The sequence below is a fragment of the Roseibium sp. Sym1 genome (assembly GCF_027359675.1).
Lineage (GTDB): Bacteria > Pseudomonadota > Alphaproteobacteria > Rhizobiales > Stappiaceae > Roseibium.
The window spans coordinates 6,557,329-6,578,096 of record NZ_CP114786.1 but is presented as its reverse complement, the minus strand read 5'-3'; the positions used below and the strand labels follow the sequence as shown (position 1 = coordinate 6,578,096).

Annotated in this window: 14 protein-coding genes; 7 read left to right on the top strand and 7 right to left on the bottom strand. The window is 63.6% G+C overall.

Features of this window, described 5'->3' with window-relative positions:
* Window positions 1–35: 35 nt before the first annotated feature.
* Together O6760_RS30150 and O6760_RS30145 are read right to left on the bottom strand one after the other, a co-directional pair.
* Window positions 36–1,832 (bottom strand): acyl-CoA dehydrogenase C-terminal domain-containing protein, encoded by a 1,797-nt coding sequence (locus tag O6760_RS30150; RefSeq protein WP_269583348.1) that lies wholly within the window; start codon window positions 1,830–1,832, stop codon window positions 36–38.
* Window positions 1,833–2,207: 375 nt separating this feature from the next.
* Window positions 2,208–2,669, bottom strand: coding sequence for a MerR family transcriptional regulator (locus O6760_RS30145; protein WP_269583347.1), 462 nt, complete (start codon window positions 2,667–2,669; stop codon window positions 2,208–2,210).
* Between the two features lie 427 nt (window positions 2,670–3,096).
* Here O6760_RS30145 and O6760_RS30140 point away from each other — a divergent pair, with 427 nt between their 5' ends.
* The 4 genes from O6760_RS30140 (at window position 3,097) to O6760_RS30125 (ending at window position 10,688) form a co-directional block, all read left to right on the top strand.
* Complete coding sequence (locus tag O6760_RS30140) at window positions 3,097–7,119, top strand: peptidoglycan-binding protein (RefSeq protein WP_269583346.1); 4,023 nt, start codon at window positions 3,097–3,099, stop codon at window positions 7,117–7,119.
* 148 nt (window positions 7,120–7,267) lie between these two features.
* Window positions 7,268–8,197 carry a sulfite exporter TauE/SafE family protein gene (locus O6760_RS30135; RefSeq protein WP_269583345.1) on the top strand — a complete coding sequence of 310 codons (930 nt, stop codon included), beginning with the start codon at window positions 7,268–7,270 and terminating at the stop codon, window positions 8,195–8,197.
* On the top strand, window positions 8,194–8,973 hold the full coding sequence (locus O6760_RS30130; RefSeq protein WP_269583344.1) for a TIGR02186 family protein: 780 nt from the start codon (window positions 8,194–8,196) through the stop codon (window positions 8,971–8,973). Before O6760_RS30135 ends, O6760_RS30130 begins: the two co-directional genes overlap by 4 nt.
* 599 nt (window positions 8,974–9,572) lie before the next feature.
* The gene (locus tag O6760_RS30125; protein WP_269583343.1) at window positions 9,573–10,688 is read left to right on the top strand and encodes an AI-2E family transporter; all 1,116 of its coding nucleotides are present in this window, start codon (window positions 9,573–9,575) and stop codon (window positions 10,686–10,688) included.
* A gap of 442 nt (window positions 10,689–11,130) precedes the next feature.
* Here the strand turns inward: O6760_RS30125 and O6760_RS30120 are convergent, their stop codons facing one another.
* The 4 genes from O6760_RS30120 to O6760_RS30105 all read right to left on the bottom strand — a co-directional run bounded on the left by O6760_RS30120 (window position 11,131) and on the right by O6760_RS30105 (window position 15,773).
* On the bottom strand, window positions 11,131–11,418 hold the full coding sequence (locus tag O6760_RS30120; RefSeq protein WP_269583342.1) for a putative quinol monooxygenase: 288 nt from the start codon (window positions 11,416–11,418) through the stop codon (window positions 11,131–11,133).
* Between the two features lie 110 nt (window positions 11,419–11,528).
* Entirely contained in the window at window positions 11,529–12,479 is a 951-nt protein-coding gene (locus tag O6760_RS30115; RefSeq protein ID WP_269583341.1) for a helix-turn-helix transcriptional regulator, read from the bottom strand.
* Between the two features lie 55 nt (window positions 12,480–12,534).
* Entirely contained in the window at window positions 12,535–13,272 is a 738-nt protein-coding gene (gene pdeM / locus O6760_RS30110; RefSeq protein ID WP_269583340.1) for a ligase-associated DNA damage response endonuclease PdeM, read from the bottom strand.
* On the bottom strand, window positions 13,269–15,773 hold the full coding sequence (locus tag O6760_RS30105) for a ligase-associated DNA damage response DEXH box helicase (RefSeq protein ID WP_269583339.1): 2,505 nt from the start codon (window positions 15,771–15,773) through the stop codon (window positions 13,269–13,271). The genes pdeM and O6760_RS30105 overlap by 4 nt, the downstream gene beginning before the upstream one ends.
* A 117-nt stretch (window positions 15,774–15,890) precedes the next feature.
* Between O6760_RS30105 and O6760_RS30100 the strand changes: the two genes are divergently transcribed.
* The 3 genes from O6760_RS30100 to O6760_RS30090 all read left to right on the top strand — a co-directional run bounded on the left by O6760_RS30100 (window position 15,891) and on the right by O6760_RS30090 (window position 18,395).
* Window positions 15,891–16,790 (top strand): DUF4189 domain-containing protein, encoded by a 900-nt coding sequence (locus O6760_RS30100; RefSeq protein WP_269583338.1) that lies wholly within the window; start codon window positions 15,891–15,893, stop codon window positions 16,788–16,790.
* Window positions 16,791–16,879: 89 nt separating this feature from the next.
* Window positions 16,880–17,902, top strand: coding sequence for a ligase-associated DNA damage response exonuclease (locus O6760_RS30095; RefSeq protein WP_269583337.1), 1,023 nt, complete (start codon window positions 16,880–16,882; stop codon window positions 17,900–17,902).
* A gap of 49 nt (window positions 17,903–17,951) precedes the next feature.
* Complete coding sequence (locus tag O6760_RS30090) at window positions 17,952–18,395, top strand: DUF4440 domain-containing protein (RefSeq protein WP_269583336.1); 444 nt, start codon at window positions 17,952–17,954, stop codon at window positions 18,393–18,395.
* Between the two features lie 88 nt (window positions 18,396–18,483).
* Here O6760_RS30090 and O6760_RS30085 read toward each other — a convergent pair whose 3' ends face one another.
* The gene (locus O6760_RS30085; RefSeq protein WP_269583335.1) at window positions 18,484–20,547 is read right to left on the bottom strand and encodes a DEAD/DEAH box helicase; all 2,064 of its coding nucleotides are present in this window, start codon (window positions 20,545–20,547) and stop codon (window positions 18,484–18,486) included.
* Window positions 20,548–20,768: the final 221 nt, after the last annotated feature.

The following is a 20,768-nucleotide window of genomic DNA, read 5'->3' as shown; positions in this document are numbered from 1 at the left end:
ACGGGCACACATGTCGGTGACCGGGCCGGAAAGTCTCAAAAGGCGTCTGCGCCGACCGACATCATGGTGTCCGAGCCGGTGGAGATCCGGGCAAGATGGGCCGCGGTTTCCGGCATGGTGCGCTCCATGAAGAAGGTGCCGAAGGCCAGCTTGGTTTCCAGCCACTCGGCCTTGTCGCCGGCGCCGTCCGCCAGCTTCTCCTTGATGGTCCTGGCCATCTGGGTCCACATGTAGCCGAGGGCGACCAGGCCGAACAGATGCATGTAGTCGGTGGAACCGGCCCCGGCATTGTCCGGGTTCTTCATGGCGTTGTTCATGAACCACATGGTTGCGGCCTGAAGGTCGTCGGCGCCTTTCTTCAGCGGGCCGGTGAACGCGGCGAGGTCCTCGTTGTCCTTGTTGTCCTTCAGGAAGGTGTTGAGTTCGTTGAAGAAACTCATGACGGCGCGGCCGCCGTTGGCCGGCAGCTTGCGGCCGACAAGGTCGAGCGCCTGGATGCCGTTGGCGCCCTCGTAGATCATGGCGATACGGGCGTCGCGCACGAACTGCTCCATGCCCCATTCGCCGATATAGCCGTGACCGCCATACATCTGCTGGGCGTTGACCGCATTGGCGAATCCGGTGTCGGTCAGGACCCCCTTCAGAACCGGTGTCATCAGGCCCATCATGTCGTCGGAAAACTGGCGCGACTTCTCGTCGTCCGAACGGTGCGAGACATCACCGTGGAGCGCGGTCCAGATAACCAGGGCCCGGGCGGCTTCGTTGAAGGCCCGGATCGACATCAGCGTGCGGCGGACATCCGGGTGCACGATGATCGGGTCGGCGGGCTTGTCGGCGTTTTTCGGTCCGGTCAGCGCGCGGCCCTGAAGGCGGTCCCTCGCATAGGTGACCGCGTTCTGATAGGCGACTTCGGACTGGGACAGGCCCTGGACGGCGACGCCGAGGCGGGCCTCGTTCATCATGATGAACATGGCGCGCAAGCCCTTGTTCTCCTCGCCGACCAGCCAGCCGGTGGCGTTGTCGTAGTTCATCACGCAGGTGGCGTTGCCGTGAATGCCCATCTTGTGTTCGATCGAGCCGCAGGAGACGCCGTTGTTGTCGCCGACGGAACCGTCCTCGGCGATCCGGTTGCGCGGCACGACGAAGAGCGAGATGCCCTTGGTGCCTTCCGGAGCGCCCTCGATCCGAGCGAGCACGAGGTGAATGATGTTCTCCGCCAGGTCATGTTCGCCGGCGGAAATGAAGATCTTGGTACCGGTGATCTTGTAGGAGCCGTCCGCCTGCGGAACCGCCTTTGTGCGGATCAGGCCGAGATCCGTGCCGCAATGGGGTTCCGTCAGGTTCATGGTGCCGGTCCAGGTGCCGGCAATCATGTTGGGGAGATATTTCTGCTTCTGTTCGTCCGAGCCGTGAGTGGTCAGCGCCGCGACGGCGCCGGCGGTCAGGCCGGGATACATGGAAAAAGCCATGTTCGCCGAGGAGGCGAATTCGTTGAACACCGTTGCCAGCGTGTGCGGCAGGCCCTGTCCGCCATAGTCCGGATCCGCCGACAACGTGCCCCAGCCGTTTTCGCAAAAGGCCTTGTAGGCCTCGTTGAAGCCCTTCGGCGTCGTCACCGTGCCGTCGTCGTTGCGGATGCAGCCTTCCTGGTCGCCGGTCTGGTTGAGTGGCTGCAGGATCTCCTCTGCGAACTTGCCGCCCTCGCGCAGGATCGCTTCGACCAGATCGAGCGGCGCGTCGGAAAAACCGGGCAGATTTGAGTAGCGTTCGTATCCGAAGACGTCTTTCAGGAGAAACAGCGTGTCATCGACGGGCGCGGAATAGCTCGGCATGGAAATCCTCCCAGATCTGCCGGTTGGTCTCAGATTTACGTTTCCGTAAACGTCACCTTGAAGCTCTATATACGCGTGTAGAATTGCTCCGGCAAGTGGTGTCCCTAGGGAAGGGATGACAAAAAAATACGCCCAAAACGTGCTCAATGGAATGATTTTGGGGAAACCTGTGCACGGTTTCGTGTTTGGAGACCCGAAAATCGTGGGATTTGGCTGATACGCGCAAATCGCGATAAAATTCAAGAAGCAATCCCTGATTGTTGTTTTTGGGCGGCGCCTGGAAGGAGATTGCCGCGCGAGAAGACGCGGAGACGAAAAAACCGCCGGCTGGACGGCCGGCGGTTCCAAAACCACCCGAAGATGGAAGGGAGAGGTTTACGCCTCTTCGGCTTCCTTGTGCTTCAGCATGCCGGAAACGATCTCGACGGTGCGGGACAGTTCCTCGATGGCCTGCTCGATGTCCTGGCGCTGCTCTTCGAGAACGGCGATCTGTTCGTTGAACTTGGACAGGGCTACGCGCAGCTGGGTTACCTGACCGTCGCGCAGGTCGTAAAGATCGAGCATGTCGCGGATTTCGGACAGGGAGAAGCCGACCCGCTTGCCCATCAGGACCAGCTTCAGGCGGGCACGGTCGCGGCGGTTATAGACACGGTTGAGGCCGTCACGCTTCGGATTCAGAAGACCCTTGTCTTCATAGAATCGCAGTGTGCGCAGGGTGCAGCCGAATTCCTTGGCCAGGTCACCGATGGTGAATTGGGTTTTCTTGGTGCTGTCATCGTTTGCGGAAACAACGTCGACAAGGTCGTCCTCATTGAGGATCGAAAGCGCTTCGCTCATGGCAGATTGTACTCATCTTCAAGCCGTTCACCGGCTCATCGTTGATATTTTCAGTTTGTCGAAACCCGCGCCGGAGACGTGTTTCCCGGTGCGATTGCAGGCGATGCGGATGCGGTAAGGCGCAAATTGGCTCAGCCGGTTTCTTGCGCATTGTTTAGCTTACGTTTGCGTTAAGGTCCAGTCGCGTAAGGTTGCCTTGTAAAAAATCGTTAACGCGACGTCGGGCGATTCGGCCGCCTGAAGGCTGTGGATTGCGAAAACGGCTTCGAAAACAATCGGTTTTTGCAATTAGCGAGACCAATTAACGGCCTGTTTACCCTAAACCGACACAGTCTTGCAAAACACTGTGCTTTTCGTCATTTGGGCGAAATCCGGGCACAGACTGTTCCATCAGCGGTCTGAATGACCGTAAGCCCAGGGTCAAGACATGCCGGCTTGGAAGAAACACGAGGCAGGACGCCGCGGCCGCGATGCGTATGACAGCGACGACCATTACGACGCACCACGCCGCGAACCGGCACGCAGCCGTATTGAGCGGCTGACCCGCACGGCGACGGCGCTCGGTGGTCGTGACCGCTATCCGCAGGACGACCGTGACGAGGACCTGGACGCCGTGGCCGATGAACTGGACCGCTTGCTGGCCGACCGCGACCCGTCCGCCGGCCGCCGCAATCCGCCCCGCCGGCGGGCAGCGCGCCGCGAGCCTGGCATTGACGATGTCATGGGAGCCCTCGACCGGCTCGACGAACAAGTGCAGGGTCTGTCGGACCACGACGATCCGGACGAGGCATATGATCCGGCCCCGCGGCGTCAGCGCCGGCCAGGCGGTTACGCGATCGACAACCTGCCCGACGATGACTACTACACCGAAGACGACGACGAGGATTATGCGCCGCGCCGGGGCCGGGGCCGGCGTCGAAACGCCAGTGCGAGCCGCGACGCCTCGATGCATGCCTACAAGGATCTTGGCCGTCGAATCGATTCCCTGAGAGCACCGCAGGAAAAGGCCTTCAACCAGGTTCGTGATGAAATCGGGTCCCTGCGCGACGCGTTGGGCGGCCTGTCGCGCGGCACCAACGAGACGGTCGGCCGTCAGAACGCGGAACTGCGCCGCCTGGCGGACATGGTCGAGCGCCTGCGCGCCGACAAGAAAAACGATCTGCTTGCCAAGGAAATCCGCAAGGAGGTCGCCGATCTGAAGTCCATGGTCGGCCGCACCAACGTGGAAGGCGCCCTGCAGACCCTGGAACACGGCTACGCGCATATCCTCCAGCGTCTCGATGAATTGTCGCGCGCTTCGGTGGATCCCAGGATCCTGCGCGGCGTGACGGTTCGTCTCAACGAGATTGAGGATGCCTTCGCGGTGCTGCCGCGCTCCGAGCACATGATGGTGCTCGAAGACCGGGTGATCAGCATTGCCGAGCGCATGGAAGAGTTGCTGCAGCGCAAGGACCATGCCGATATCGAGCCGCTGCGGGCAGAGCTTCGCGAAGTGCGCGGCTTTGTCGAACAGATCGACATCAAGGGGCTGGTCGAAGGCATCGACGACCGCATGAAATTCGTGTCCAGCCGGCTGGACGACCTGGAAGGGCTGGCCCGCGAACAGCGTGGCCTCGACAATCGCCTGTCGGCCATGGAACAGCGCATGCCCGAGCCGGAAACCATTTCCAGGCTCCAGGGCAGGCTTGAAGACATCGTCGGCATGATGTCCGACGACCGTGCACTGCCGACCGACGGTGACCACCTCTCGCAGGTGGACCGCCGACTGAACGATATTGTCGACCGCCTGGAACGGATGGAACAAAGCCCGCCCCTTCCGGCTGGAGACGGCGGTGCCTTCGAGGCGCTTGAAAAACGGCTGGAGGCAATTTCCGGAAAAATCGACGCGATCGAAAAGAAATCCTCGCGTCCCGTTCCGGTTCTGGATGCAGCGACCATGCGCGCCGGTGGCGGCGGCGACACAAAGGTCATGGTGGAGCTGCAGGAGCGGCTCAACGAACTGAGCGACCGGCTTGACCAGCCGCAAGACAGGGTAACGACCTCCGACCTGGACAAGCTGCGCCAGGAAATCGGGTCCATGCGCGCCAGCGTCGCAACGCCTCCGAATACGGAAGCTCTTGAACAGAGGATTTCGGATCTCGCGCAAATCGTCTCCAAGGGAGCGGAAGTTTCCGACGACAGCCGCTTCGAACAGCTGGGCGCCAAGGTTGCCGCGCTGGCGGAGCAGATCGAAAACACGTCCACCAAGGCGTTCAGCGTCGACCAGTTCTCACCCTATTTCGAACGGCTCGAAAAGGGCCTTGCGCAGACGCGCGAGGATGTCGCCGACATCGCCAGGCAGGCGGCCCGGGAGGCCGTGGCCACCGCGCCGGGGCCGAAAAATGCCCAGTATGACGAAGCGATCACCGAACTTCAGGGAGATCTGAAGCGGCTGCTGGATGCCGCCGAGGGCAGCGAGGAGCGGACCCGCAACACCTTTGACGGGGTCAAGTCGGTTCTCGGGTCGCTGACCGAACGGCTGGACAGTCTGGAACGCGCCGAGCACCTCGGGGAAACGCGGCCGGCATCCGCGGGGGAGGCGGCGCCCGCCGCAAGCTTCTCGCCGATCAAGGTCGAGGAACCTGCTCCGCTGTTTGGCCGCGCGCCGCAGACCGACAGGCCGGAAACCCCCGAGGGGCCTCAGGCCGCCGAGGGGCGGCCGGAGGACAAGTCCCGGGACCGCAAGGCCGACTTTATCGCCGCTGCCCGGCGTGCAGCGCAGGCGGCATCTCAGGAAGCCGCCCAACTGGACAAGGACCAGGAACCCGAGGACGCAGACGAGGAACGCGGCAAGGCGCGTGTCGGCTGGTTGCGCAATGTTCTGAGGCGGGACAAGTCGGGTGCTGCGAAACAGGACAAGGTCGCGCAGGACGAAGATCTGGAACTCAGCCCGGAAGAGGTTACCGACCGGGAGTTTGAAGAACAGGAGGCAGCGGTCCTGCCCGGTGACCGGCCCGCGCCCGAAGCGCCCCAGTCGTCCGGCGGCCGCCGCCGTGCAATCCTTTACACCGCCGCTGCCGTGGTGCTCCTGATCGGAACCCTGCAGGTGTTCCGTCTGGCCTCGACCGGCGGGGAGGAAAGCAACCAGCTTGCCTCGGCCACTCCTGAAACGCAGGAAACGGATGAGGCGGTTCCGGCGGCGATGCCGGCCGACACGGCGTCCGCGCCGGCAGACCCGCAGGCGCCCACCGAGACCGTTGCGCTTGCCGAGGACCCCGGCCCGATCGCGGAGGGCCCAATCGCGGAGGGCTCGGTCACGGGCGGATCCGTCACCGAACCGGTTGCTGCGGTTCCGGTTGCCCCGTCTCCTGCAGCCAACGTGCCGCCGGTTGTCTCGGCACCGGCTGCACCAGTGGATCCGGTCAACCGGGCAGAGGACGTTCAGGCCGCTTCCGCCACTGGTCCGGTGGAGCCGGAAACGGACCTGGCGTTCGCACCGCCGTCCGGGGTTTCCGGCAGTTTCGGAGCACCGCCCGAAGATACGACAAACGGCTTCAAGCGGGCGGAAGCGCCCGACACATCGGCCAGCCTGCTTGCGTCCCTGCCGCCGGAAGGCGTCGGCCCGATCGCATTGCGCAGCGCGGCCGCAGGCGGCAATCCGGCGGCGGAGTTCCTGGTCGGTGTGAAATACACCGAGGGCAACGGCGTCGCACCTGACCTGACCAAGGCGGCGGTCTGGTACCAGAAAGCGGCCGACAAGGGACTTGCTCCGGCACAGTACCGGCTGGCCAGCCTTTACGAAAAGGGACGCGGCGTCGAGAAGGACGTGCCCAAGGCGAAGGCGTGGTATTCCAAGGCCGCCGAGGCCGGCAACGCCAAGGCCATGCATAATCTGGCGGTGCTGTTTGCCGAAGGCGGCGGTGGTCAGCCGGACTACGCGGCCGCGGCCAAATGGTTCGAGGCGGCCGCCAATTACGGGGTCAAGGACAGCCTGTTCAATCTCGGCATCCTCTATGCCGGCGGCATCGGCGTCGATAAGGACCTGGTTGCCAGCTACAAGTGGTTTGCCATCGCTGCCGATCAGGGCGATCCGGAAGCGGCCAAGCGCCGCGACGACGTCGCCAACATGATGGACCAGGAAACCCTGGCCAATGCCCGGCTGGCTGTCGAACAGTTTGCGCTGAAGGCACCGGACCCGGCAGCCAACAAGGTCACCATGGAGCCGGGATGGGCCGACAGTTCGTCCCTGCCGGCGGAAAAGGCCTCGGTGAGCACGGCCGACAACACCGCGATGATCCGGGAAGCCCAGGACAAGCTGAACTATCTCGGCTTCGATACCGGCACGCCCGACGGCCAGATGGGGCCACGCACCCGCAGCGCCATTCGCGCGTTCCAGCGCAGCCTTGGCCTTCCGGAAACCGGTGAAGTCGACAAACGCCTGATTGACGAGCTCAAAAGCCAGGCAATCTGATGTGAATCCGGCTGACAGTGGTCCAATTTCGACCAACCGAACCGAACGGACCCGCTGGCCGGTTGACACACCGGCCAGCACGGGTCTTTAACCATTTCATAGGTAGCCTTTCCTCAACTTACTCTGCAGTCAGTTCCGGCGTGACCCTGTGCAATTATACCTGCCCATAGCCGAGATTCCGGTCAATATCTTCGTGATATTTGCGATGGGCGGCGCCGTGGGTTTTCTGTCGGGCCTGTTCGGGATCGGCGGCGGCTTTCTGCTGACCCCTTTGCTGATCTTCTCGGGCATTCCGCCTGCTGTATCCGTCGCGACTGTCACCACCCAGGTCGTTGCCTCGTCGGCGTCTGCGGTGGTCAACTACTGGCGCCGCAAGGCGATTGATCTCAAACTGGCCGGTATCCTGCTCGCGGGCGGTGTCCTCGGGTCCCTGATCGGTGTCGTGCTCTTCGATGTCCTGCAATCGGTCGGCCAGCTCGACCTGGTGATTTCGCTGTCCTACGTGACCTTCCTGGGCACGATCGGCGGCCTGATGCTGTTTGAATCGGTCAGGGCGATCCGCCGGCGCAAGTCCGGGGCTGCCCCGAAAGCCCGAAAACCCGGCCAGCACAACTGGATCCACGGCCTGCCGCTGAAAGTGCGGTTCCGCCGGTCCAAGCTCTATGTCAGCGTCATTCCCGTGGTCGGGCTTGGGGCGATAATCGGCTTTCTCGGCACGGTGCTCGGCATCGGCGGCGGTTTCATGATGGTGCCGGCGCTGATCTACCTGCTGCGCGTGCCCACCAACATCGTCATCGGCACCTCCCTGTTCCAGATCCTGTTCACCATGGCGGCGGCAACCGTGTTCCACTCGATGGGGACGAAGACCGTCGACATCGTCCTGGCGATGACCTTGATGGTCGGCGGTGTCATAGGCGCGCAGTTCGGGGCCCGCATGGGCCAGAACCTGCGCGGCGACCAGCTGCGCCTGCTGCTGGCTCTGCTTGTGCTTGGGGTCGGTTTGCGCTTTGCGATCGACCTTCTGCTGGTGCCGGACGACTTCTATTCCATCGCCATTCGCAAGGGGGCCGGTTCATGATCCGTCTGGCTGTCCTCCTGGCGGCGCTGCTCGTATCCGCCAATGCCTTCGCACAGAACCGGCACGGCCTCGATCTGGTGACATCGCTGTCGTCCGACGTGATTTCGATCCAGTCCAATTTCACCGGCACCGAAATCGTGATTTTCGGCCAGGCTCAGAACATCGTGCGCCAGCCCAACGATCCGAGCGGCTACGAGCTCGCCATCGTCGTGGAGGGCCCGCCCCAGGACATCACCACCCGCCGCAAGGGCCGGTTCCTGGGCGTCTGGGTCAACCGGGAGGCCGAACGCTTCCAGAACGTGCCGTCCTTCTATGCCGTTGCCAGCACCATCGACATCGGCAACATGGCAAACCGGACGGTTCTGGACGAGCTCGGTATCGGCCTGAATCACATCAACCTCGCGGTCTCTGGTGTTTCCAACGTCCCGCTTGCCGACCGGGACGATTTCCGGCGCGCCTTCGTCCGGCTGCGCGAGGAGACCGGGCTTTATTCGGAGCAGGAAACCTCGATCACTTTCCTGACCGACACCATGTTCCGCACCAACATTCCGCTGCCGGCGAACATTCCCGTCGGCAAGTACAAGGTGAAGAGCTTCCTGTTTCACCACGGCGACGTTGTCTCGCAGACAGAGCAGACGCTGGATGTCGCCAAGACCGGCTTCGAGCAGATCACCTTCGAGCTCGCCCAGAACTATCCCCTTGTCTACGGCCTGCTTGCTGTTGCGCTCGCCATCTTCACCGGCTGGCTGGCCGGGGTGATCTTCCGAAGGGATTGAATGAAGGCGGGGCAGCTCCCCGAAAAGGCACGTAGAGTCGTCTGGCCGCGGGGAAAAGTTGCCACTCCTTCGAGACGCCGCTTGCACGGCTCCACAGTGTCTGGCCCGAAAGTGATCCAGGACGCGGTTTTCATCGTTCCTGGCACGAACTCGCCCCCTCTCAGTTGTCATCCCCGCGAAGGCGGGAACCTGGTAACCTCATGAATTCGCTCTATAAATTTAGATTTAACCTCACGGAGTCCTGGTTTCCCGCTTTCGCGGGAATAACAAATGTGAGTGAAGCATTCGCCCCGGCCATCATTTTCAGGCCAGACACTCAGGATGACGCCGGTGTGTGTGGCGGCATCGGTGATGCGCCGGTATCCCGGTCTTTTGCCTCGCAACTCCGAAGAACGCTGACCCCACACTCGGCGTCATCCTGAGGAGGACCGTCAGGTCCGTCTCGAAGGATCGCCCACAGACTTCGAAGCTCACCTTGCATGGCTCCACAGCATCGTGTGCCGTTCTGTTGCAATTCCTCTCAATGCACTTTGCGCTGGCACTCCGGGCAAGCACGGCTATTGTCGACTTGGCAGAGTTTTCAGACACGGGGCAGGGCCATGACGACAGAGCCGAGGTCGGATCCATCCGCGGAAGAAGCGCGCAAACCCGAACCTTCCGTCGACGCCAGGGTGATCGACATTGCCATCCGGCTCGGCGTCCTTGGCCTGTTCGCTTATTTCTCGCTGCAGCTGATCGCGCCGTTTTTCCTGTTCCTGCTCTGGGCGGTTGTGCTCACCGTCGCGCTCTACCCGGTCTATGCCTGGCTGGCGGAAAAACTCGGTGGCCGCAAGGTCCTGTCGGCAGTGCTGGTGACACTGGTCTGCCTAGCCATCGTCATCGGCCCGGTCGCGGTTCTGGTGGTCAGTCTGGCGGAGACGCTGCAAGGCTGGCTGCATGGCCTGTCCGCCGGCGCGCTCAAACTGCCGCCCTTGCCGGATCGGCTGGCCGGCTTGCCTCTGGTCGGCGACAAGATCGCCGCCGCCTGGTCCCATGCCGCCACGGGGCTGGCGGATGTCATCACCAAGGTCGGACCGATGCTGGTACCCGCTGGCGGACGTATTCTCTCGATGCTGGCCGCGCTCAGCGGCTCGGTCCTGTTTTTCATCGTCTCGATCATTCTCTCCGGCTGCCTGTTCGTGCCCGGCCCCTCGCTCGCAAAGGGGGCCAAGCGCTTTGCAGACCGGATCATCGCCCCGCGCGGCGCCGAGTTCGTCGATCTGGCAGGCGCCACCATCCGCAACGTTTCACGTGGCGTGATCGGCGTCGCGGTGATCCAGGGCCTGCTGACCGGCATTCTCCTGATCGCCTTCTCGGTGCCGCTGGCGGGCGTCCTGGCCTTCGCGGCGCTGTTCCTGTGCATCATCCAGATCGGGCCGGCGCTGGTCATCATTCCGACCATCATCTGGGCGTGGAGCTCCTGGGAGGTCATGCCCGCGCTCCTCTTCACCGTTCTCATGGTGCCGGTGATGCTGGTCGACAACGTGCTCCGGCCGATCCTGATGTCCCGCGGCCTCGACGTGCCGATGCTGGTCATCCTGATCGGCGTCCTTGGCGGCACCATCGCCTACGGCCTGATCGGCCTTTTCCTGGGACCGGTCGTGCTGGCGGTGTTCTACGAACTGGTGATCGCCTGGGTGAAGGTCGGGGAGGAAACCAAGGACAATGCGTCATAAGAAAACGCAGAATTTGGTCTGGAACAAACGTGCTGCAAATCCAGGTGTCACCCCGGGCGAGCATCGCGAGACCCGGGGCCTACTCGCTGCCAGAGAGCCGGCGATGAAACTCCCTCTTCGAACGACACCGACACACTTTTCCAAGCGGTGCTGAGAGTAGGCCCCGGGTCTGCGCTGCGCTTGCCCGGGGTGAAACTGGTGGGTATGGCATAGGCTGACGCCCGTGTTCGGAATGCCGGAGTCATAACGGCTTCAACCGCAAGGAAACCCGATGAGCAAGCAGCTCGACAGCTTTCTGCGCAAGGAACTGCGCAAGACCGTTTTTCTGGGTGTCGTGGCGATCGCGGTGCTGGTCTGGGCCGGGTATCGGCTGTTGTGAACCCGCAGGAGCGCTCCGATCGGCCGAAAGACGGTGTGAACGCGCCGGAGCGCTCCGCCTTTTTCAGAGGCTCCGGAAATAACCGCTGACGGGGTCTTCGGCGAGATGACCGGAGATCGCCGCCCAGGTGCCGTCGGCGACGAGGCCGTCGATATGGGACTTGTGGATCTCGACGCTGTCCCAGGTTTCCACCAGCGTGAACCGGCAGGCATCCTCGCGGTCCTGTAGCACTTCGACGCCCCGGCATCCGGCGACACCCGGCAGGTCTTTCGACACGGAACGCATGAGGACTTGGAAATCCTCCTGCCTGTTCTCAAGGGCCTTGAACTGAACGACGACTTTCACGGACATGATCTTCCTTTCGCGATTTCGGTACATGACCCGCGAAGGGATACGGCCATCCATTGAACAGGAACAGATCCGATCCTGCCGAAGACCTGCCCGATCCTGCCGGTTCGCCCTCAGGCGGAAGCAAGGCGTGCGGATCTCATCGCGTTTGCGTACTGGCGCGGGGCCAGCCCGAAGAGAGACTTGAAGTCGCGCGTGAAATGCGACTGGCTGGCATAACCGGCCTGTTCCGCGGCCACGGCAACACTGGACCCGGCCGAGAGCAGATAGCGCCGGGCACGCTCCAGCCGGACCTGCTTGCGATACTGCATCGGCGATTGTCCGTAGAGCGCGGTGAAGCCGTGGGCAAAGCGCGACGGGCTCATGGCGACTTCAGAAGCGATCTCCGCGACGGTGAGATCGGCGCGGTCCGCGTGGGTCTCGATGTAGTGCAGGGCCTTGACCAGCCGCGCATCCGCCCCGGACACCAGCGATCTCAGGACACCGAAGGCGGGCGAGCGGAGGATGCGGTAGCAGATTTCCTTCAGATGCAGCGGTGCCAGCATGTGGCAATCCGCCGGCTCCCTGAAGCACTCCAGCAACCGCAACAGGGGGCCCGCAAGGGCATTATCCAGCGGTTGGCTGGAGAGCAGGCTGCTGTTCTCGGCCGAAGGCGGTTCCTGCCCGGTTTCCGCGAAACGGACCAGGGTCCCGGCGACGAGGTCCGGTGGCAGCTGCAGCTTCAGGGCGATGTAGGGCTCGGCAGGGCTTGCCCGGACGACCGCCTCGTAGGCCGTGTCGCCATGCATGGCGATGACCTGGCCGCTGTCATTGACAACTGTCCTGCCGTCCAGCGTGACGATCTTGCGGCCCGAGACCGCCACCGCGACCGACAGCCCGCTGTTGCGGCCCCGGTGATAGGGCACGTTGTTGCCGATCCTCATCACCCAGACATTGGCAAGCGGGGTCGGTGTGACGCCCTCCGATGTGGCGAGATCGCGCACGACTGACAACAGCCGTTCGACTTCGGGTGACGCTGTTTCGCGAAGGGTCAAGGGACTGGGAGGAGACGGGGCAATCGACATGGCAAAGGCATAGCCAGTCGCGCCGGATTGCACAAGAAACGTTGGTGTGCGCGGGTCAGTCGCCGACCAGCCGGCTGGCCGTGAACGGAAACAGCCGGTCGTTGCCGAGCATGAACACCGAGAACTGGCGCCGGCGGAAGATCATGCTGTAGGCCTCGTTGGTGACGTTGAGCCCGCCGGTGAGCGCACCGAAGGCGGGCAGGACAAGACGGGTGTTGTCGGTGACGAAACAGGCCCGCCGGATCGACCGGCCGAAGCGGCGCACGCGCGCCGCCGGGTGCAGATGGCCGCAGACCTCGCCGATGGCCGCCGGGGCCCCGACCTTTTCGACCGGCTCGTGGCGGAAGGTAAGGGGGCCGATCTTGACTTCATCGACGGTGACACCGCACAGGCGCACCGGTGCGACCGGGTCGTGGTTGCCCGTCACCCAGATCCATTCGCGGCCGAGCTGCAGCGTTGTCAGCATGGCCCGGTAGGTCGGGGGAAGACGGTCGGACCCGTCGGCATCGTGGAAGCTGTCGCCGAGGCAGATGACACAGGCCGGATCGAAGGCGTCGATCACGCCGGCCAGCTTTTCCAGCGTTGCACCGGTGTCATAGGGCGGCAGCATGATGCCGCGCCGGGCAAAGCTGGACCCCTTTTCAAGGTGCAGGTCGGCGACCACGAGGATGGACTCGTCCGGCCACCACAGGACGCCGCTGTCATGCAGGCCGACCAGCTGTCCGTTGATCTGAATGTCATGACATACCGGCGCAGCAGCATATTTGCGCAAATGGGATGTCAGGGCACTCATTCCATGGCCTCCAGGATCAGTTCTTCCGCCGCATCCGCCAGCAGCGTGTCGATGGCTTCCCCGTAGACCGGTTCCTTCCCGATTTCCAGGAGAATGGGCACGGCGAGGGGAGAGACATGTGGAAGACCAGTATGCGTGATTCGTCCGCGAATTCTGGCAAGAAGTTCGCCCAGGCGGGAGATATCCAGAAGTCCTTCGGCGGCATCGTTCCAGGTGGCCTTGAGCAGGATGTGGTCCGGTTCATGGGCCCGCAACACGTCATAGATGAGATCGGAGGACACGGTGACCTGGCGGCCCGTCTTTTCCTGCCCCGGGTGGCGGCGTTCGATCAGACCGGCAATCACCGCACAATTGCGGAAGGTGCGTTTCATGAGGCTGGATTCGGCGAGCCAGGCGTCCAGGTCGTCACCGAGAATGTCCTCTTCGAAGAGCTGGTCGAGCGGGATCTTGCCGGACGCGAACAAGAGCGACAGGTCGCCAAGTCCCCAGACCGACAGCGCATAGTCATTGGCGACGAAGCCGAGGGGGCGGGCGCCGAGCCGTTCCAGCCGCTTGGTCAGCAGCATGCCGAGGGTCTGGTGCGCCAGACGGCCCTCGAACGGGTAGCAGACCATGTAATGCTTGTTGGCGCGCGGGAAGGTTTCCACCAGGAGGCCGTCCTTCGCCGGCAGGACCGATTTGTCCCGCTGGATTTCCAGCCAGTCGCTGACCTGGTCCGGCAGGGCTTTCCAGGAGGATGGCGTTGCCAGCATCGTCCTGACACCCTCTGCGAGATAGGTGGAGAGCGGAAACTTGCCGCCCATATAGGACGGGATCATCGGGTTGTCGGACCTGGTGCGCGAGACATAGGCCTCGTTTTCGCGCAGGCCCTCGAAGCGCACCACTTCGCCGCCGAAGAGGAACGTGTCGCCCGGCGCCATCTGTTCCAGGAAATATTCCTCCATCTCGCCGAGCACCCGGCCGCCGCGGCCGACCGGCGTGCGCCGCCCGTCGGCCTTGGAGCGCACCAGCCGCACTTTCAGCATCGGCGCCTCGACGATGGTGCCGACATTCAGCCTGTATTGCTGAGCGATCTTCGGATGGGAAATGCGCCAGAGCCCGTCCTTGCCTTTCCGGAGCTTGGCGTATTGATCGTAGCTCTTCAGGGCGTAGCCGCCGGTGGCGACAAAATCGAGCACCTTCTCGAACGTCTCCCAGTCCAGGTGCCGGTAGGTCTCCGACGAGCGGATCTCTTCGAAGGTCGCCAGCGCATCGAGCGGATCGGCGCAGGCGAGGCCGAGCAGGTGCTGGGCCAGGACGTCGAGGGCACCCTGGCGCAGCGGCGGCGTGTCCTGGATGCCCCGTTTCGAGGCCGCCAGAGCCGCCTGGCATTCCAGTACCTCGAAGCGGTTGGAGGGGATCAGGATTGCCTTGGACGGTTCGTCCATGCGGTGATTGGCGCGGCCGATGCGCTGTGCCAGACGGCTGGCCCCTTTGGGAGCGCCGATATTGATGACAAGGTCGATGTCGCCCCAGTCGATGCCCATGTCGAGCGAGGACGTCGCGACCACCGCCCGCAGGGTTCCGGAAGCCATGGCCGCCTCCACCTTGCGCCTCTGGCCGACATCGAGCGAACCGTGATGGAGCGCGATCGGCAGCGTGTCGTCGTTGATGCGCCAGAGTTCCTGGAACACCATTTCCGCCTGGCTGCGCGTGTTGACGAACAGCAGGGAGACATTGTGCTTCTTGATCAGTTCATAGATGTCGCGGACGGCATAGCGCGAGGAATGGCCGGACCAGGGCACGCGTTCCTCGCTGTCGAGGATCGAAATGTCCGGCTGGGCGCCCCCGGAAACCTCGACCACATGGGAAAGAGCGCGTGCCTCCGGTTCCGGCTGGTCGACCAGATAGGCCCTCAGGTCATCCGGTTCGGCGACGGTCGCCGACAGTCCTATGGTCCTGAGCCCCGGTGCCAGACGGCGCAGCCGGGCGAGGCCGAGCGCCAGAAGATCGCCGCGCTTGGAGGTGACCAGTGCGTGCAGCTCGTCCAGGATGACGGTCTTCAGCGAGGCGAACAGCCGCGCGGAGGCCGGGTCGGACAGGAGCAGGGCGATCTGTTCCGGCGTGGTCAGCAGGATATCCGGCGGGTTGAGTTTCTGCCGCTGGCGCTTGTGCGAGGGCGTGTCGCCGGTGCGGGTTTCGAGCTTCACCGGCAGGCCCATTTCGCAGACCGGGGCTTCCAGGTTGCGGGCAATGTCGACGGCGAGCGCCTTCAGGGGCGAGATGTAGAGCGTGTGAATGCCGCTTCCGGCCGCGCCCGGCTTGCGCTTGCCGCGTGCCTCCAGCTCGACCAGGCTCGGCAGGAACCCGGCCAGCGTCTTGCCGGCGCCGGTCGGGGCGATCAGCAGCGTCGAGTGCCCCGCCGAAAGATGATCGATCAGCTGCAGCTGATGCGGCCGCGGCGCCCAGCCCCGCGCGGCAAACCAGCTCTGGAATCGGTTGGGAAGCAATGCGGCGTCCATGGTCTTGTTTTAGGCAGAATGGCGGCAAAAGGCGAGGGGGCGCATCGTCATATGTTCAGCTTGTGTTCAGGTTCCCCATAGTCAATTCTGCGGTGATAAATACCGATGGAGGTTTACTTGAAATCGATTGCTTTTGCCGGGCTGCTGACCGCAGCCATCTTGTTTGCCGGCAGCGCTGCCAATGCATCGGAAAGCCTGTCTTACCGGTGCAATCTCGGGAACCAGTTTGTCTTCGTGCAGACAATCCCTGAAGAAGGGCGCGCCGTCCTGGAGGATATCAACGGAAACACCTCGCTGGTTCCCGATGGGCGCGGGGGGTATTTCAATGACGCAGAGGAGATTTCCTTCGAACCCGACACCAAGTCCAGGCTGTGGCTCGGAGACGTATCCCATCCCTGCCAGCTGGCAACGGCCGATGTGGGCATCAAATCCAGTGGTGGCGGTGCGCACCTGAATGCGCAGGGCCAGTCGCTCGGAGGCAAACTGCGTGCCGGGCCGGGCATGAGCTTTCCGCAAACCGGCAGTCTTTCGGAAGGCACATGGATCACGATCCTGGCCAATTCCGGCGTCCGGATGGACGGATATGACTGGTTCGAAGTTGCGACGGATACCGGTCAGCGCGGTTTCCAGTGGGGCGGCATCATGTGCTCCAACGGCCAGCAGCTCGCCGGAACATTCCAGGCCTGCCGGGCTCAGGCGGCTGCCCCGCGATCGGGAACGCAGGTGGCTCAGGGCCGCGGATGGATGGCATTCGCGCTTGCGCCCGGTGGTGCCTTCGGCCACGGCGCGGCGCCGACCAAAGGAGGAGCTGAGCAGTATGCCATGCAGTATTGCGGCAACGCGCAGTGCCGGATCGCCGACACCACACAGGCAAGATGCCATGCGCTGGCGGTATCACCCAACAGCAACGGCATCGGTGCGGGCGACAGTGAACAGGCGGCGATCAATTTCGCCATGGGCAGGTGCTCCAACAACGGCGCGAGAGGGTGCACAGTCAAATACAGTTATTGCCAGTAGCCAAATGCCCGCAGACATTGGCTGGTGGGCGCGCGGGTTGACCCCGCGAGCCCATGGCAGTTCCCGTCAATTGTCTTATCTGTAAGAGAATGTCCGAGCTCCTCACCCTGACGCCCGAAGGCCTCTATGCGCCGGAGGCCGATGCCCATATCGACCCGGTGCGGCCGGTCGACAAGGCCATCATCACGCATGGCCATGCCGACCATGCCCGGGCCGGACACGGCGCCGTGCTGGCGACCCGGCAGACACTCGACATCATGGCGATCCGTTACGGCGAAGATTTCTGCGGTCAGGCACAGGAAATCGGCTATGGCGAAAGGCTCACGCTCGGCGGTGTCGAGGTGTCACTGCATCCGGCCGGCCATGTGCTTGGCTCCGCCCAGGTCCTGCTCAACGCTACGGGACAGCGCACGGTCGTCTCCGGTGATTACAAGCGCCAGGCGGATCCGACCTGCGCGCCCTTCGAGTTGGTCCCCTGCGACACCTTCGTGACCGAGGCGACATTCGGCCTGCCGGTGTTTCGCCACCCGCTGGCCTCGGATGAGATCGCCAAGTTGCTTTCCTCGCTTGAGCTGTTCCCGGAACAGACCCATCTGGTCGGCGCCTATGCGCTCGGCAAGGCACAGCGGGTGATCGGAGAACTCAGGGCGGCGGGTTACACGAAAACCATCTATTTGCATGGCGCCCTGGAAAAGCTGACGGCCTATTACGAAAGCCAGGGGATCACGCTCGGGCCGGTCGAACCGGTCGGAAAACGCGGCAGGGAGCTGGCCGGGGAAATCGTGCTCTGCCCGCCCGGCCAGCTCGCCGACCGCTGGGCCCGGCGTTTCGGCGATCCGGTCACCGCCATGTCGTCCGGCTGGATGCGGGTGCGCGCCCGGGCGCGCCAGCGGGGCGCGGAACTGCCGCTGATCCTCTCCGACCACGCCGACTGGGACGATCTGTGCCGCACGATCCTGGAAACCGGGGCCGAACAGATCTGGGTCACACACGGAGCCGAAGAGGCCCTTGTCCACTGGTGCGAATTGAATGGACGAAAGGCCCGCCCGCTCAATATGATAGGCTATGACGACGGCGAGGAAGCCGATTCCGGGATGGTTGCCAGCGGCTGACCAGCCCGGCGGCTTTCAGACGGTGGCAAGGTCATTTGGGGAGGCAGTCATGGCGGACGACGGTGGATTTGAAAGGGCCGGTAACGGCTCGGCCAATGGCGCCGGAGCCAGCGCCAATGGCGACGCGGAAGAAGCGATCGCGCAGCTCTTTGATGACTACCAGGCCGGCTTCAACGATTACGACATCGACCGGATCTGCGACTGCTTTGCGCTGCCGACGATTATCTGGCAGCACGAAAAGGGCCATGTCTTCAATGACGACGAGGAGCTGATCGAAAACATCGAGGCCCTCTTGAAGGCGCTGGAAAAGGAAGGCGTCAGCCATTCCGATTTTCACGTCGCCTCCAGCCACGTCAGTGGATCCACCGCGCTGGTCACCCTGGACTGGACGCAGGAAAGTTCGGACGGTGAGGCGGTGTTCGAATTCACCTGCCATTATCAGCTGATCCAGGACGGGGCAGACTGGATGATTGCCGGCATCGTCAACGAATAGGCCACCCGGGCCGGGGCTTAAACCGGTATTGGCCAGCCGTGCTCGCTCACAAGACAAAGCCGGCAGATTTCGCTGCCGGCTTTGCTATTCAGGACTTGGCTTTGGCCGCCTTGCGTTCGGAGCGTGACGGCTTGTTTTTCTTCACCGCCTTCTTCTTGCCGGGCGCGGGCTTCGCGCCCGCCCGGCTGCGCGGCTTGCGGCGCTCGCCGTCGCCCGCTTCGTCGTGCCGGGCCTTGCGGGGCGGACGGTCGTTGCCGTCGAGATCCCGTGCCAGCGCCTTCATGTCGAGCGGCTCGTAGGCGGGGTGATGCGGGGTGGCATCGTCGTCGCCGTGGCGGCGCTTCTTGCCGCGCGGACCATCGAACCTGTCCTTGTGGCCACGTTTCGGCCGGTCGGGTTTCAGGCTGTCTTCGCGGCCCATGCTTTCATAGTCCGGAGCATCGCCGCCGCGCGGACGGCGCTTGGGCGGCGGACCCGAGCGGTCGCGGCGGAAACCGCTTTCCTTCGGTGGGGACGGCACCTTGCCGCCGCGTGCGTCGAGCAGCGTGATGGTGACATTGTCCTCGCCGGTGCCGTCGCGCTTGATGACTTCGTTGAAGCGCTGGCCATGGCTGCCGGCGATCTCGAAATAGAGCTCGTTCTGGAAGATCTTGATCGCGCCGACTTCCTTCTTGGTGACATGCCCGGCACGGCAGATCATCGGCAGGATCCAGCGCGGTTCGGCGCGCTGACGGTGGCCGAGCGACAGCGAGAACCAGATGCCGTCCTCGAACTTGCCGGTGATTTCGGCGCTGCGTCCGCCCTTCGAGCCGGCGTCGCGGCCGCGAAGCGAACTCTCGTCGAGATCGGAGACCTCTTCCGGTGCCGGCAGACGCGACTGGCGCAGCTTGACGAAGGCGGCGGCGAGCTGTTCCGGGCTGTGCAGGGACAGCAGTTCCAGGGCGATCGCGCGTTCTTCTTCCTCGAGTTCCACGGTCAGGGCCGGATCGGCCAGAAGCCTTTCCTTGTCCTTGGCACGGATGTCGTCGGAGGTCGGCGCGCCTTTCCAGGTCGCGGTGATGCCTGCGAAATGCAGGACACGCTCGGCCTGGCGGCGGCGCGGGAACGGCACCATCAGCACGCACGTCCCCTTGCGCCCGGCGCGGCCGGTCCGGCCGGAGCGGTGCAGCAGCGCGGCCTTGCCGGTCGGCAGGTCGGCGTGAATGACAAGATCCAGGTTCGGCAGGTCGATGCCCCGGGCGGCAACGTCGGTGGCGACGCAAACCCGGGCCCGGCCGTCCTTCATCGCGGCCAGGGCGTTGGAGCGCTGTTCCTGGCTGAGTTCGCCGGAGAGCGAGACGATGGAAAAACCGCGGTTGGCCAGGCGCGACGTCAGCCGGCTGACGGCTTCGCGGGTCGAGCAGAACACGATCGCCTTTTCCGCATCATGCAGACGCAGCACGTTGATCAGGGCGTTTTCACGCTCGTTCGGGGCGACCGGGTGGGCCACATAGTCGATGTCGACATGCTGCTCGCGGGCATTGATGGTCGACAGGCGCACGGCATCCTTCTGGAAGCGTTTGGCCAGTTCGGCGATCGGACGGGGCACGGTGGCGGAGAACATCAGGGTGCGCCGGCTGGACGGCGCTGCATCCAGGATGAATTCCAGGTCTTCCCGGAAGCCCATGTCGAGCATTTCGTCCGCTTCGTCGAGGACGACGGCCTTCAGTTCCGACAGATCCAGCGCACCGCGTTCGATGTGGTCGCGCAGGCGGCCGGGCGTGCCGACCACGATATGCGCGCCGCGCTCAAGCGCGCGCCGTTCGGTGCGGGGGTCCATGCCGCCAACGCAGGACGTGGTGACGGCGCCGGCATCGGCGTATAGCCAGGTCAGCTCTTCCTTGACCTGCAGGGCAAGTTCACGGGTCGGGGCGATGGCAAGAGCCACGGGCGCGGCCGCCTGGCCGAGTTGGTCGTCTTCGCCGAGCAGGGTCGGTGCGAGCGCCAGGCCGAAGGCCACGGTCTTGCCGGAACCTGTCTGGGCGGACACCAGCAGGTCCGCCTCGGGCGGCGCATCGGTGAGGACACTTTCCTGGACGGGTGTGAGGCTTTCATAGCCCCGTTTCGCCAGCGCGGCCTTGAGGGCCGGGGCGACGGAAGTCAATTCGGTCATAGAGATCTTTCAACTGCTCCGGATCATCTGCATGCCAGTCAGCAGTCTACCGGATCGGGCAAATACCACACATGCCCTTGGATGGCCGGGGCTTATACAGGCAAATACCCCCCGCGTCCATCCCGCAAAAATCGCGAAGTTCCCAGCCCGATAGGTACATTTACCAATCCGTTTTCGAGCTGTGACGGGGATATCCTGTTTCTTCTACCAAGGGTAATCAA